The organism is Paenibacillus sp. FSL R7-277 (genome assembly GCF_000517965.1).
Lineage (GTDB): Bacteria > Bacillota > Bacilli > Paenibacillales > Paenibacillaceae > Paenibacillus_AQ > Paenibacillus_AQ silagei.
Genome location: NZ_ASPX01000034.1, coordinates 84,864 through 100,052, shown reverse-complemented (window position 1 = coordinate 100,052; position 15,189 = coordinate 84,864). Strand labels below are relative to the sequence as shown.

Below are 15,189 nucleotides of genomic sequence, written 5' to 3'. Positions count from 1 at the left end.
GATTTTTTGTACAATCCGGACATTTGGTGATGATTAGCTCAGGTTCTGTCTTCCGTCTGTAAACTGCGATCTGCGGAACCGGGCGGGGGAGACACCAAGCTGCTTGGTGAATACGCGGGTGAAATAGTGCACAGACTCGAAGCCGCAGCGCTCGGCGATATCTTTGATAGGGTAGTCGGTGTGCAGCAGCCAATCCTTGGCTTGTTGGATTCTTCGTTCCTGAATATAATGGACGAAAGTCTGGCCCAGGCATGCCTGGAAGATCCTCGACAGATGGCGTGGAGAGATATCCAGTTCCAGGGCCACTTGGGCCATGTGCAGCGGGGAGGACAGATTGTCGCGGATATAGCGCTTGGCCCGTTCCAAATGGCGGTGTTCCCCGCTGTCCTCCTTCATTGCCCCGGCCTGCAGATGGGGTTCGGGGGAGAACGCCTGCGGGAACGAATGCAGCAGAGCAAGCGCCAGATGATTCATCGGCAGCCTGGACACCCCCGCTTCGCTCTCGGCCAGGCTGAAGAGGGTCCGCCAGATTCGGGCAGAGAGTGCGGCAGCTTCATGCGGGGCTATGGCCTGCCCTCCGGCGGCGAGTTCCTGAAACGGCTTGCGGCCGTCCGCAGAGCTTAAGGCTTCGTCGACTTCAAAGGCAATGAAGAACAGGACCAGCCCCTGCTCACTGCGGATCTGGTGCCAGATGCCCGGACGTGAGCAGAACAGGGTTCCCGGCTCCAGGGGGAAGAGCGCATCGTCATCCTGGTAGGAGCCGATGCCTTGCTGAACATAACAGACTTCAAAAAAAGAATGGCGGTGCAGGGAATTATTATAATGATTCGGCATGAAGCCCCAGTAATGAATATGAAATGAGGTTTGTCCGTCACTGATATTTGAGATATGCTGATTCAAAAGTGCATTGGCTTTGCGGTACGCCAGGCGCATGGCGGGACCTCCTCATGGTGTAGGCTTCAATGAAATGATAACGTTTGCTTATGATTCTATCAGACATCAGGAGGGAACTCTATGTTTACCATATTGATCGTGGATGATGAGAAAATTGAACGGGACGGCATCCGGGGGCTGATCGCTAACATGAATTACGAGCTGCGGGTTATCGAAGCGGAGAACGGGGAGAAGGCGCTGGAGTATGTTCGTCTGAACCCGGTGGACATCCTGCTGACAGATATTAAAATGCCCTTCATGGGCGGTCTGGAGCTGGCGGAGCAGGCAAGCCTGGCGCAGCCCTCCCTGGAAATTATTATCTACAGTGCTTACGGGGAATTTGACTATGCCCGCCGGGCGCTCTATACCAATGCTTCCAGCTATCTGCTGAAGCCGATTGATATTGAGGAGTTCGCCGGGGTGATGTCAGGCGTGATACAGAAATGCGCGGATAAGGCCACCCAGCAGCGCCGCACTGCCGAGATGATGCAGGGGTATCAAAAGGGCCTGGAGTATGAAAGGGAGAAGTGGCTGACCGATGTGCTGAACGGGGTTCAGGTGATCGCGGATGATGCCGCTCTGCCGTTTGGAGGGCAGCCGGCCGCTCTGCTGCTGATTGATTTCAAGGAGCGTTTCTTTGACCGCAGCTACGAGGCATTTGAACAAGCGGCAGAGCAGCTTACAGCCGGTGAATATGAGCTGCTGAACCTGAATGAATATCAAAGTGTGCTTATGGTCCCTTGCCCAGGCAGCGGCGGACAGAAGAGGATCAGGGAGATGAGTGAAGCGCTGGCGGATCGGATCGCGGATCGCTTTTACCGGCATTGCTGCATCGTATTCAGCCCCATGATCTCCGATTGGCAGGAGGTTTCAGCGTGTTATGAGCAGATGGAGCAGACGCTGGACTACAAATTCTTTTTTGAGGATACGGTGGTGCTGTTTGCTGGAGATGATCTGGCGGGCCGTGTCCCGGAATTCGTCAGCACCGAGACGCTGATGGCGGATATCAACCAATTCATTAACCATGGGGAATATGCAGGCGCAGCCAAAAGCATTGAGCTTCTGTTCAGCCACTTGAGCCGGAACGGCGGATCTTCTGCAATCTATGTCAAGTATCTCTGTTCGGACCTGGTGCGGAATGCGTTTGAACAATCAGCCCGCAGGCAGAAGGCGGATTTCCAGCAAACGGTAGAGCGTATCTTCAAAAGCGATTCGATTCTCGGGGTGAAGCAAGTGCTGCTGCAGGCGCTCTCGGAAATAGAACCGGACAACGGCGCTCCCGATGAGAGCAAACGCCATATTGTCCAGCAGGTCATCCGGATTGTGGAGAAGGATTTCAGGGAGGATATCAGTCTGGAGGTCATCGCCGGGCGCGTATCGCTTAATCCCAGCTACCTGAGCCATTTATTCAAGAAAGAAACCGGACAGAGCCTGATCAAATTCATTACTCAGCAGCGTCTGGAACAGGCACGGCATCTACTGGATAGCACCAATATGAAAATCGTCGATATCGCTGAACATGCCGGCTACTGGAGCTCCTCCTACTTCTGCCAGACCTTTAAAAAATATTACGGCATCAGTCCGCAAAAATATCGTGAAATACTGGACGAATAATAGTACGAATTATTGGAGAGCACCTGCGGGTGCTTTTTACTTCCAAATTAATTGACGCGTATCCAAAGAATTTGGGATTTCGCTACCTTCCAGGCTAATTTACAATTTAACTGTAAGCATGAAAGCGTTTTATAACAAAGTTTGGGAGGGGCATCTATGAGATTGAAGAAAATTCGTGTTATGGCCTTGCTGCTGTCCATGGTAATGGTGCTGGGAGTGCTGGCGGCCTGCGGCAGCAGTCCAAAGGAGGAGAAGGTTGCTGCGCCCGCCGGCAGTGAGTCCACGAATGCCGGAGGCAATGAACCATCCGCCACCGCCAAGGAGGACGATGGACCCTTCAGCAAATATGAAGAACCCGTTACCGTGTCTCTGGGGAGACAGGGCGTATCGGGGAATAACCTGCCGGCAGGAGATACGCTGGAGAATAACAAGTATCTGAAATATGTCGAGGACCGCCTGAATGTAAAGGTGAAATACGATTTCTCGGTAGAAGACCAGGATGCGTATAACCAGAAGGTTACCCTGGCGATCTCGAGCAATTCCCTGCCGGACATTCTGGTGGTGGATGAGCAGCAGTTCAAGAGAATGGCCAAAGCGGGTATGCTGGCCGATCTGACCGAGTTATACGATCAATATGCCTCGCCGCTGATTAAAGATTATTACAATTCCTACACAGGAGACCGGGTGCTGAACACCGGAAGAATCGACGGCAAGCTGATGGCGCTGCCCAATACCAACATCGACGGCAATTATCAGCTCCTGTGGATACGCCAGGACTGGCTGAACAAGCTGAAGCTTGAGACGCCCCGTACCATGGATGAAGTTAAGACTGTGATTAAGGCGTTCAAGGAGCAGGACCCTGACGGTAACGGGAAAGCGGATACCGTTGGTCTGCTTGGCGATAAAAGTGTGGTTGCAGACGGCGGCTTCTTCACCTTCGATCCGATCTTCAATGCCAATCATGCCTATCCGAAGAATTGGTTCAAGGATGAGGGAGGAAACATCATCTACGGCTCCACAACGCCAGAGACCAAGCAGGCGCTATCGGAGCTGAGAGAGATGTATGCGGACGGGTTGATTGACAAAGAGTTCTTGACCCGGAAATACGAGGATAATGCCGGGCTGGTATCAGGCGGCCGGGCCGGTATCCTGTTTGCCCCCTGGTTCGGAGGCTGGGCGTTGTCTGATGCGGTGAAGGCCAACCCGGAAGCGGATTGGGTGCCGCTGGCTGTGCCGCTGGACGGAGACGGCAAACGGAATATCGTACCATCCACTCCGTCGGGAACCTTCATGGTGGTGAACAAGAAGGCGGAGCACCCCGAAGCTGCCTTGAAAATGCTCAGCGTGGAGTATGAAGGCATCCGCCTGATTGATCCGGTTGCACAGGAGCTGTATAAGGATCTGGGTGTAGGCTGGCTAAATTATCCGATTAATGTGCAGCTGGATTATCAGGATTCCCTGGCACGCGATGTTCCTATCTATGAGAAGGTGATTAAGGATAAGAAGCTGGACGATCTGCCGGCCCGCATCCTGCCGAGAGTCAAGGCGGTCTTGAAGAATAATGAAAATCCGAAAAAGGATATTCCGGCTTATGCCGATTCACTGGCCTTCTATACTGCCGCCTCCATCACCGGAGCGAAAGAAATTGTGAAGGTGGAGCCTGTGTTCTACGGCAAGACGGAAGCGATGCTTAAAAAGGGAGCCAATCTGGAAAAACTCGAAAACGAGACCTTTTTGAAAATCATTACCGGCACTTCTCCCCTTGAAGAATTCGACAAGTTCGTGGAGACCTGGAAGAGCATCGGAGGGGAAGAAATCACCAAAGAGGTTGCTGAGGCAGTTGAGTCACCATGAGAAGCAGAGCTTCTATCTGGAATTACCACCTGATGCTGCTCCCCGGCATATTGCTGCTCATAGCATTCAGTGTAGTTCCGATGTTCGGAATCGTGATTGCCTTTCAGGACTTTCAGCCTACGCTGGGCATCTTCCACTCGGAATGGGTGGGCTGGGAGAATTTTGAGTATATGTTCAGCCTGCCGGACAGCAGGCTGATTCTCGGAAACACCCTGAGCATTGCACTGATGAAAATCATTGCCGGATTGACCGTTCCCTTTGTATTTGCACTGCTGTTCCATGAAGTGGCGAATATTAAATTCAAGCGTACCATCCAAACGATTGTGTACCTGCCCCATTTCATGTCCTGGGTCATTCTCTCAGGGGTGCTGATTAACCTGCTCAGTCTGGACGGCATTATCAATCAGATGATCCAGTGGTTCGGCGGCGATCCGATTATGTTCCTTCAGAGCAATCACTGGTTCCGCTTTGTGATCGTATCGAGCGATGTTTGGAAGGAATTCGGCTTCAATACGATCATCTATATCGCTGCCCTGACTTCCATTAACACCAATCTGTATGAAGCAGCCGCCATTGACGGAGCAAACCGGTTCCAGCGCTTAACCAATATTACGATTCCGGGTCTGATGACCACGGTGATTCTGCTGGCGACCTTAAGCCTCGGCAATGTGCTGAATGCGGGCTTCGAGCAGATTCTCAACCTGTATAATCCGATTGTCTATGAGTCGGGGGATATCATTGATACTTATGTATACCGTTCAGGATTGCTTGAAATCCAGTATGGACTGGCAACAGCGGTAGGCCTGCTCAAATCGGTCGTAAGCTTTGTGCTGATTGCCGCTTCCTATGGTCTGGCTGCCCGGTTTGCCAACTACCGTATTTTCTGACAGAGGTGATTTGCTGTGATCCGTGGAACCAGCCGGACTGTTGATATTGTGATTTATTGTATTCTAACCGTGATTGCTTTTCTCTCCTTGGCCCCCGTACTGAATACCTTGGCTATTTCGTTCAGCGGCAAGGTGGCGGCCATGTCGGGTCAGGTCTTCTTCTGGCCGGTTGATTTCAATCTGGAGGCCTATAAGTCGGTCATCAGTGACCGGAGCTTCTTCACTTCCTTTGGCGTATCTGTGAAAAGGGTGCTGCTCGGAGGAGTCATCAATCTGCTGGTTACGGTGCTGATGGCCTATCCTTTATCGAAATCGAACAAACATTTTCCGGGCAGAAATATCTATATGTGGTTCGTTATCTTCTGTATGCTGTTCAACGGTGGGCTGATCCCGTGGTATATGACGATCAATACGTACGGGCTGCTCGATTCCATCTGGGCGCTTGTGCTGCCTACCGCCGTTCCGGTATTTAATGTGATTCTGCTGATGAACTTCTTCAAGGGCGTTCCGAAGGAACTGGAGGAGGCTGCCGGGATGGACGGGGCGGGGGCGTGGAGAACGCTGGTGACGATTTATATCCCCATCTCCCTGCCCTCACTGGCGACAGTCACCCTGTTCTCGGTCGTCGGCCACTGGAATGCGTTTTTTGACGGGATGATCCTGATGAACCACAAGGAGAATTGGCCGCTGCAAACGTATATCCAGCAATTGATTATCAGCGTGAATTCGATCATGAACACCACCGATCCGGAAGAGATCAAGCGTCTGTCGAATATGTCGAGCCAACTGCTCAATGCGGCCAAGGTGATGGTCTCGATGATTCCAATCATGCTGATCTATCCGTTTCTGCAGCGGTATTTCGTCAGTGGAATCGTGCTCGGTGCCGTCAAAGAGTAAGCGTAAACTGCATGTAAGCGGGTGTCCCGTAAGCCGGAAACGGCTGGGGACACCCCTTTGTTGTTTCGGGGCAGGGCTCATGCGGCGGGCCGCCGCTTTTACAGATTGTTATTTGCCGGGGGCAATGCTACGTTATAAGGACAAGAGGCTTAAGACAGGAGGGGTAGATCTGGAGCGCCGAGGCCGGTTCATCAGGAATTTAAGAATTAAGCATAAGCTGTTTGTCTCTTATTTACTCGTTATCATTATTCCGCTCAGTGTGCTTGGCTGGTATTCGTATGATCAATCCAGGAGTCTGCTCGTTCAGCAGGCCCGGCTGACCTTAACCGACAATGTGTCGGAGATCGCCGCCAATCTGGATTATAAGTTCAGCAAGCTCAATGCCGCGCTGGACTCGTTCACCTTTAACTCCAGTGTAGTGTCCGTCTTCAACAATGATTACTCGGACAATTATTACTATATGTACAATGATCTGAACACCATCGTGGAGCCGCTGTTCAATACGCTTCTGTTCCTGAACGAAGAGATCCGCCAGCTGACGGTGTATACAGGGAACAACATCACGGAACGGAAGAATACGATTCTGCCGATTAGCACCGTATCCGGGAAGCCATGGTATGAAGCGGCGATGGCCAGCGGCCAGACGCATTGGATCAAGGAGGGTACTGCCTTGTCCGCAGTGCGTAGGATGGTGGGCGGCTCGGGAACGCAGTATGACAACCTGATCTACTTAGGCTTTGACAGCAAGGATATGTTTGCGGGTCTGACCAATGTGGTCTCCGGTGAGTACGGCGTCCTGGTCGAGAATGGAGCGGGGGAGCCTGTGTATGACTATCACAACGGGTTGCCGTCCTTTGAATCGGCTAAGGCAGCGGAAGAGCGCGCGAGCGATTTCATCGTCATCTCCCAGACGCTGGGCGTGACGGGCTGGAAGCTTGTCTTTTATATGCCCAAGAACTCGATCGGTGTCGATGCCAAGACGATTCTCCGCGCCACCATGCTCACGGTCGGGATTTGCCTGCTGATTCTGGTGCCTGCGGTCTGGCTGTTGTCGAATGCATTCGTGAGAAGGATCTACCGTCTGAACCGCACGATGAAAAGGGTGACCCGTGGGGACCTGCATGTGGATATTGTGGTCGATTCCAATGACGAGATCGGCGAGCTGACCTCGCGGTTCAAGGATATGCTGCAAAGTCTGAATGAGCTGTTCAATGAAGTCTACCGCAGCAAGGTTGTGCAGAAGGACGCGGAGCTGAAAGCGCTTCAGGCCCAGATCAATCCGCATTTCCTCTATAACTCCCTGTCGCTGATCAACTGGAAGGCTATAAGCATTAAAGCGTATGATATCAGTAAAATCACCACAACCCTCTCCAAATTTTACCGGACGACTCTGAACAGGGGGCAGGATGTCATTTGCGTTCATGATGAACTGGAGAATACGAAATCTTATATTGATCTGCAGCTGATTATGCATGACCACAGCTTCGATGTAGTCTACGAGGTGGACCCGGAGGTGCTGGGCTATCACATGATTAAGCTGATTATGCAGCCTATTGTAGAGAATGCGATTGAGCACGGCGTGGACAACAAGCGGGAGGGGCGCGGCAGAATCAGCCTGCGGGCTTGCTTCGAGGAAGATACGATTGTGTTTGGCATTGAAGACAACGGTCCGGGAATGACTCAGGAGACGATGGATACGGTATTAAGCAGGCAATCCAAATCGTATGGACTGTTCAACGCCCAGGAGAGAATCCGGATTTATTTTGGCGAGGCGTACGGGATCACGATCCACAGCGAAATCGGCCAGGGTACGACCGTGACGGTGAGAATTCCCAAGAGGACCACGTGAGAAGCGCTTGCCCTGTGTATCTTCATTAGCGGGACTTTAGGTCTGGAGCATAAATTCCGAAAAAAAGGTATAATGTTACTAAATTATGTCCCCCATTTTCTCAGAGGAGGCTCTAGCTTTGTCCGACACTCTATTTAAGCACTTGTACTTGCGGTCCTCAATAGGATATGCGGCAGTAGCCATTACGGATGGTACTATGCTCATGGCCAACCCTGCGCTTTGCGGGATGTTTGGATACACCGAGACCGAACTCAAGGAGCTGCGTTACCAGGATATCGTCTTTCCGGATGAAGGGTATACCCTGGATCACGGGCAGATTATGAATGCTTTAATAAACAGTCCTGATATGGCTGTAGATACCGACAAGCGGTTCGTACATAAGAATGGTGAGATGCTCTGGGTTGCCCTGCATCTTTTTCTGATCATTGATGAACAGACTGGAAGTCCCTCCCATTTGCTTGCGGAGATGACGGATATTACCGCGCGCAAGCTGGCGGAGAAGAAGATAGAGGAGGATCGCCAGCTCTTCGAGCTGATTACGGAGCACACCCCGGACATGATCTCATTCGCCGATCCCGATGGAACGCTGCGCTACGTCTCCCCGTCAGTCGAAACGCTGCTCGGCTACCCGGCAAGTGACATGATCGGCCGCAACAAAACGGATTATTACCATGAAGCGGATGCGCTGGAAATGACCGAGCCGGGGAAGCTCTACTCTGACAGTGACACCTTTACACGCAGGGTCAGGCATAAGGACGGCCATTACCTTTGGACCCAGAGCTCCTTTCAGGTGGTACGGAATCGTGAAGGCGAAGTGCGGCAAATCCTGACGATTGCCCATGACATCACCGAGCGGAAAAAGGTTGAAGATATGCTGGCTGCTGCGCAGGAGTTAGGACAAATGGGCTCCTGGGAGTGGAATTCTGTATATGAGCAGCTGATCGTCTCCAGCCAGCTGATGGCTATCTTTGAATTAGGCGGGAATTGCGGAAATCATACCGTGGTTCATTATACTCAGCTGTTTGACTGTGTAGTGCCGGAGGACCTGGACAGATTGCGCGAAGAGCTGCATTATACGCTGAAGTCTGGGGCTAAGGGCGAGGCGATTTTCAGGGTGAAGGGGAGTGAGGAACGTAAGTCTATCTACGCGCACTGGGAGGTGATCCTGGATGCCTCCGGTAAGGTTCAGCTGATCCGCGGTATGGTGCAGGATGTGACCGAGCGTGAGCGGATGGAGGAGCAGCTGCGTGAGAGCGAGAACCGGTATAAGTCGCTTTTCGAATATAACCCGTCTGCTATCAGTGCCATGGATCTGCAGGGATACATACAGTCAATGAATGCCAGTCTGGAGCAGCTGACAGGATACAGCAGGGAGACCCTGATGCATTCCAGTTACTGTGAGATTATTGAAGAGGATGAGCTGGAGCATGTGAATATGCGGTTTCTGGCGGCAGCCGGAGGCATGGCCCAGACCTTCGATACCCGGGTGATCCGTCACGACGGCGAGAGGGTGGAGGTAGGGATGATTTATGTCCCTATGCTCATTGATTCTGAAGTGGTCGGCGTATTCGCCATTACCAGTGATATTACAGAGCCTAAGCGGTATCTGGAGCAGATTGAGAAGCTTAGTTACGAGCATGCGCTGATCCTGAACTCTGTATCTGAGGGGATTTTTGGCATGAATCTGGAGGGGGAGACCGTATTTATCAATCCCGCTGCGTCGGTCATGCTCGGATATAACCCTGGGGAGCTGGCCGGCAATATCAAGCTGCATACGATAGCGCAGACCTGGATGGACGGCGAGCTGTATCCCGGAGGACACCGGACGCTGGCGGAGCTGCTGAAGACCAACCTCTCTTATGAGCAGGAGCAGGAAGGGATCTTCTGGCGTCAGGACGGCTCCAGCTTCCTGGTCAAATACCGGATGACGGCATTATATGATAACGGAGAGCACAAGGGGGCGGTGGTTGTTTTCCGGGATATTACCGAGGAGAAGGCTGTGGAGCGTGCCAAGGAATCTGCGGAGAAGGCTGACCGGGCCAAGTCTGAGTTCCTGGCGATTATGAGCCACGAGCTGCGTACGCCGATGAATGGAATTATCGGGATGGCTGATCTCCTGTCGGGAACAGAGCTTACGGAGGAACAGCAGTATTACACCCAGATTATCAATAAAAGCGGTGCCGCGCTGGTACATATTCTCAACGAGGTGCTGGATTTCAGCAAAATTGAATCCGGCATGATGACGCTGGATCTGCAGCCGGTCGATATCCGGCAGGTCGTTCAGAACGTCTGTGAGCTATTCTATCCGCGTATCCAGGAGAAAGGGCTGGTTCTGCGCAGCCATATTGAGCCCGATCTTCCGGCTGTTGTCATCACCGACGAAACCAGGCTGAGGCAGGTGCTGGTGAACCTCGTCGGCAATGCGGTCAAGTTCACGGAAGAAGGCGAGGTTAGCGTCTGTGTGAAGCTGGAGGCTGCCGGGGAGCCAGGCTCGCTGATTCTGAGGTTCTCGGTAACCGATACCGGTATAGGCATTCCGCAGGGCAGCCGGAACCTGTTATTCCAGTCCTTTTCCCAGCTGGACCCATCAATCAACCGCAAGTACGGCGGGACGGGACTGGGTCTGGCGATCAGCAAGAAGCTGGTGGAGCTGCTGGATGGCGCCATCGGTGTGAACAGCGTCGAAGGAGAAGGCTCGGAGTTCTACTTCACCATCGGCGTGATGTATTCGGTGGAGGAGCAGGGCCAAGCGCTGCTGGCAGGAGTTGCTGCCACTCAGGAGTATAAGGGTGGTGTTTTCAATCTGGATTATCCCGAAAGTCAATACGGGCCGTTGTCCATTCTTATCGCGGAGGATCATCCGGTGAATCAGCAGATCCTGCAGACTTTTCTCAAAAAGCGCGGCTACACCTCTGACCTGGCAGTGAACGGGGAACAGGCGGTAGAAGCTGTACGGTCCCGGCATTATGATCTGGTGTTCATGGATATTCAGATGCCGGGCATGGACGGGATTGAAGCCACCCGGCAGATCCGCGAGGCGATGGGGCTGTCCCCGGTGATTATTGCTGCCACTGCCTTTGCCCGTAAGGAAGATGAAGAGATGTGCCTCCGGGCAGGAATGCAGGACTTTATTCCCAAGCCGATCCGTGGAGATGAGCTGGACAGAGTGCTGAGGGAATGGTCCGGCAGCATCCGCAGATAGTTCTGTAATGTGAAAAGCCGGATAACCGGCAGGCAAAGCAAGCGCTATTCACGTTGACAGCTTTCCCTTGTCTGCATTACTATTATATAAATCGTAAATATTACGAATAAATAATGGCAAGCGAAAGGGTCAATAGAGTGAAAACGATGAAGCGCGGAGATTTCCTGCTGATTCTCATTGTATTGCTGGCCGCCGGTTCCATCTACGGCTACAAGTGGTTCTCTAACCACAATCATCCGTATAAGCAAGGGGAGCTGGAGGCTGTTATCACCGTGAACGGCAAAGCCTACAAGACTGTACAGCTGACCAAGGAAGAGCAGATTATTGATATCCGCACCCGATATGGCCATAACACGCTGAAGGTATACGATTATGGTATTCAGATGACCTATTCGGATGCTCCGCTGACCATTGCGCTGGACATGGGATTCATCTCCCGGCCGAAGCAGCAGATTATCTGCATTCCGGCCCGTCTCCTGGTGGAAATCTCGAACCCTGAGTCTTCGCTGGAGGATGACGACGCGCTGGATGCGGTCATCTAGTCAAGGCTGGAGCTCTGTCCATGCCGCTGCGGCATCGGCGTTCGTGTACACATAAGGTGTGGACGGTGCTGCCACTGCGGTTATGCTCTGCGGAGCGATCTGCAGAGTCTCCACTCCCTCATGGAGCGTCACATGAAGCTTGCCCCGAACCTCAATCCAGGTATCGGCGGGCAGGCTTATTTGTGTACCCGGCGCAAGAAGAATGCCGAAGGGGGTGGCATCTGCCGTACAGCATTGGACCAGGAAGCGGCTGACCGCGTAGCCGGATTGGCCGGACCCCTGCGGCTCACGGTACAGGAAGCCTGATACAGAGATCTCCTTACCCTCGAACTGCGATTTGTACAGATTAAGGGCGCCCAGCGTTTCCGAGAAAATCTCAGGGAATACAGGGATGACGGGCTGCCTGTAGAGCTGTCCTGCCAGCTCTGCAAATTCGGCCTCATAGGGGTTGGCCGGTGTGAAGCTAGCACCGCTGCCGGGCTCAATGGCAGTGTAAGACAGCGTAAGGCCCTTCTTGGCCGCTGCGGCACTGCCGAGTGCCCGGTCGGGCAGCAGGAACCCGAGCAGCAGCGGGAGCAGGAACAGGCTGTACAGCGCGGAGCTGCCCAGGAATGAACGGGGCAGGCGGTGCTCGCAGTCGCAGAGGGCGGAGCTTCGGCCAAGCACAGCCTGGAGCCCGAGGCTGAGCGCCATCAGGGAGAGCGGAACCGGGCATAACCGGATCCAGCGGGCCAGCTTAGGAGCAACATAATAATGGAGGGCGTCCTGCTGGACCAGATGTCCGATATAGAGGGCGAAGGCGAGCAGAATAACTGCCCTGAGTACATAGTGAAACCGGATGCTTCCGGAGCTATTCATACAGATCCTCCTTCAGATATTCGGAAATTCAGGGCAGCTACAGCCAGAATGAAGCCAGCACGGAGCTGGTGAAGACGGCCGTGGCAATGAGGAAGAACAGGTACAGGGCAAATCTGGTTTTGAACAGCGAGAGCAGCATCAGGGCGTTCTTGAAATCGAGCATCGGTCCCAGCACCATGAAGGCGAGCAGCGCCCCGGCCGGGAAGGTATGCAGGAAGGTGGACGCAACGAAGGCGTCGGAGGTGGAGCAGAGCGAGAGTGCGAAGGCCAGTCCCATCATGAACACGTAGGAGCCGAGCGGACGGTCTCCAATGGCGGACAGGCTGCTCTGATTCATGAAGGTCTGGATGCCCGCAGTCAGCAGACAGCCGATGATCAGGAATTTGCCCATCTCAAAAAAATCATCCGCCGTATGCACCAGGACCGCCGCCGCCCGGCCCCCGCGTAGTGTACCATGCGGCTCTTCGCTTCCCTCCCGGCGGATGGACAGGCGTAGCGGCGATCTGCGGACGGTGCCGTAGATGATCAGACCAATGCATGCCGCTACGGCAAAAGCCAGTCCCATCCGGGTGTAGGCCAGCTCCGGATGGGAGCGGAAGGCCGTCAGGGTCGCCCCGTAGACGACTGGATTGAGGATCGGGCCGGACAGAATGAAGACGATGGCCACGTAGAGCGGCATACCCTTGTGCATGAGGCGGCGGACCAGCGGAATCATCCCGCATTCACAGACGGGGAAGAGTATCCCGAGCAGGCAGCCGAAGAGAATAGCCGGAACTGCGCGGCGCGGTATCCAGCGTGAGATCAGCTCGTCCGGCACGAAGACGCGGAGCAGAGAGGAGAGCAGTGCGCCCAGCAGGACAAACGGCAAGGCCTCCAGCAGAATGCCGAGGAATGCGGTTTTGAACGTGTCGACATAGCCGTTGTCCAGCAGGCTTAGATGCCCGGGCAGCCACAGGCTGCCCGCTGTGAGCAGAAAAGCGGCGGAAAAGAGCAGCGGCAATATTTTAAACGGTGTAAGGGTTGTCAAGGGTGCATCGGCTCCTTCCCGCACAGGGTTCTTAGCTGAATAACGCTGACCAGCTGCGGCTGATTGCCTTCTCGTCCAGATTCAGACCGATGCAGACGATATAAGGCTGGCCCGGGTAGCTTGAAGCCTCCCAGGAGATACGGTTACCTGCAAGCTGCACCAGCTGCACGGAATCCCGGCCTGCAAGCCGCACATGGCCCTTGGCCCGGAGCAGACTGTAGCCCCATTGCCGCAAAAAATGCTCCAGCTCCTCCTGGCGGAGGCTTCCGGCCCATGCCGGGGGAACGGTTAACGTCACTGCTGCCACTTGGGAAAAAGAGCCGTCCGCCTCGGATTCAGGCTCATGTACTGCCGTTGCGCTGCCGCCGCTGCTGCTACTTCCCGTGCTCATCCGCTGGAGGACGTTGCCGCTGATATTGCCGGGGCCGCGCCGGGGAGCAGAGCCCTTAAATCCGCGGGCGGCGATGCCTGTCAGCAGCGGGGCGAGATTAATCTGGCTGTAGTGGGTGAAGACAATCTCTGATTCCGAATTTTGCTTGTAGACCATCTTTTCAATCTTCCAGAGGGTCTCCGGTTCTACCAGATCGCTTTTGTTGACGATGATGAGATCAGCGGTAGTGATCTGCTTGCGCAGGGTGCGGACGAGCTGCTTGTCGGACGAGAAGCGGCTGCTGTACTCCAGCACATTCTCGGCATCCAGCAGCGTAATGGCGTGGTGCAGCTGCAGCCGGTCTGCAAGCGCCGGCGCCAGCAGCGACTTCGCGATCTCGTCCGGATCAGCTACCCCTGTAAGCTCGATGTAGATGATATCCGGGCGGCGTACCAGCAGGGCGGTCAGGCTGCGCGGCAGCTCCTCCTTGCGGCTGCAGCAGATGCAGCCGTCCAGCAGCTTTTCCACACTTGTGCCGGTACTCTCCTGCAGGATATAGCCGTCCACATCTTTTGCGCCCAGCTCATTCATGATAACCCCCGGGTTCAGCCCTCTGCACTGGCTCTCCTTCAGCAGACTCAGCAGCAGGGTTGTCTTTCCGCTCCCCAGAAATCCGCTCAGTATAATCACAGGTATCTTCATGGCTCACTCTCCCGCTCCAATAGTACCGTCCCCATAAGAAGGCGGCCAAGCCGCTTCCGCTTGTAATTCCATCTATACGTCAAGCTTATTCAGGAAAGAACACTAATCTAAGAGAGCCCAAATGTTCCTGGACAGCTGTTGACAGCGGAGGGCGGGAGCGTGTAGAATGTGTAAATCGTAATAATTACGATTAAATAGAAGGGAGCTTGATTGAAATGAGAGTAATCGTTACTTTGGCCTGTACGGAGACGGGCGACCGCAACTATACCACCACGAAGAATAAGAGAACGACACCGGAACGCTTGGAGATGAGAAAATATTGCCCGCGCCTGAAGCGTGTCACACTGCACCGGGAGACCCGCTAAGCTGTGGAATGTCTTAGTAGCCCATCGGATTTCAATTCGCGAAAATCACTTCTAATCGCTGGCTGTGAGTTTGCCGCGCCCCGATTAGA

12 protein-coding genes are annotated in these 15,189 nt (G+C 53.8%); 8 read left to right on the top strand and 4 right to left on the bottom strand.

What is annotated here, in order from left to right; genetic code table 11:
• Positions 1–33: 33 nt before the first annotated feature.
• Complete coding sequence (locus tag C173_RS12700) at positions 34–933, bottom strand: AraC family transcriptional regulator (RefSeq protein ID WP_036725305.1); 900 nt, start codon at positions 931–933, stop codon at positions 34–36.
• Between the two features lie 81 nt (positions 934–1,014).
• On the opposite strand from C173_RS12700, the gene C173_RS12695 reads away from it, so the two are divergent.
• The 7 genes from C173_RS12695 (at position 1,015) to C173_RS12665 (ending at position 11,778) form a co-directional block, all read left to right on the top strand.
• A complete protein-coding gene (locus C173_RS12695; RefSeq protein WP_036725303.1) occupies positions 1,015–2,547 on the top strand; it encodes a helix-turn-helix domain-containing protein in 1,533 nt (510 codons plus the stop codon).
• 156 nt (positions 2,548–2,703) lie between these two features.
• Positions 2,704–4,401: an extracellular solute-binding protein gene (locus C173_RS12690; RefSeq protein WP_036725301.1), complete on the top strand. Its 1,698-nt coding sequence runs from the start codon at positions 2,704–2,706 to the stop codon at positions 4,399–4,401.
• The gene (locus C173_RS12685) at positions 4,398–5,288 is read left to right on the top strand and encodes an ABC transporter permease (RefSeq protein ID WP_036725300.1); all 891 of its coding nucleotides are present in this window, start codon (positions 4,398–4,400) and stop codon (positions 5,286–5,288) included. Before C173_RS12690 ends, C173_RS12685 begins: the two co-directional genes overlap by 4 nt.
• Before the next feature lie 15 nt (positions 5,289–5,303).
• Positions 5,304–6,185: a carbohydrate ABC transporter permease gene (locus tag C173_RS12680; protein WP_036725298.1), complete on the top strand. Its 882-nt coding sequence runs from the start codon at positions 5,304–5,306 to the stop codon at positions 6,183–6,185.
• A gap of 124 nt (positions 6,186–6,309) precedes the next feature.
• On the top strand, positions 6,310–8,034 hold the full coding sequence (locus C173_RS12675; protein ID WP_162174690.1) for a sensor histidine kinase: 1,725 nt from the start codon (positions 6,310–6,312) through the stop codon (positions 8,032–8,034).
• An 85-nt stretch (positions 8,035–8,119) separates the two neighbouring features.
• The gene (locus tag C173_RS12670; protein WP_063830908.1) at positions 8,120–11,236 is read left to right on the top strand and encodes a PAS domain S-box protein; all 3,117 of its coding nucleotides are present in this window, start codon (positions 8,120–8,122) and stop codon (positions 11,234–11,236) included.
• A 146-nt stretch (positions 11,237–11,382) separates the two neighbouring features.
• Positions 11,383–11,778, top strand: coding sequence for a NusG domain II-containing protein (locus C173_RS12665; protein ID WP_036725293.1), 396 nt, complete (start codon positions 11,383–11,385; stop codon positions 11,776–11,778).
• Here C173_RS12665 and C173_RS12660 read toward each other — a convergent pair whose 3' ends face one another.
• From C173_RS12660 to C173_RS12650, 3 genes are read right to left on the bottom strand one after another with little or no spacing between them, the layout of a single operon-like run.
• Complete coding sequence (locus C173_RS12660; protein ID WP_036725291.1) at positions 11,779–12,636, bottom strand: TIGR03943 family putative permease subunit; 858 nt, start codon at positions 12,634–12,636, stop codon at positions 11,779–11,781.
• 37 nt (positions 12,637–12,673) lie between these two features.
• On the bottom strand, positions 12,674–13,663 hold the full coding sequence (locus tag C173_RS12655; protein WP_036725289.1) for a permease: 990 nt from the start codon (positions 13,661–13,663) through the stop codon (positions 12,674–12,676).
• 31 nt (positions 13,664–13,694) lie between these two features.
• The gene (locus C173_RS12650; protein ID WP_036725288.1) at positions 13,695–14,735 is read right to left on the bottom strand and encodes a CobW family GTP-binding protein; all 1,041 of its coding nucleotides are present in this window, start codon (positions 14,733–14,735) and stop codon (positions 13,695–13,697) included.
• A gap of 215 nt (positions 14,736–14,950) precedes the next feature.
• Here C173_RS12650 and rpmG point away from each other — a divergent pair, with 215 nt between their 5' ends.
• Positions 14,951–15,100 carry a 50S ribosomal protein L33 gene (gene rpmG / locus C173_RS12645; protein ID WP_036725285.1) on the top strand — a complete coding sequence of 50 codons (150 nt, stop codon included), beginning with the start codon at positions 14,951–14,953 and terminating at the stop codon, positions 15,098–15,100.
• The last annotated feature ends 89 nt before the right edge of the window (positions 15,101–15,189 follow it).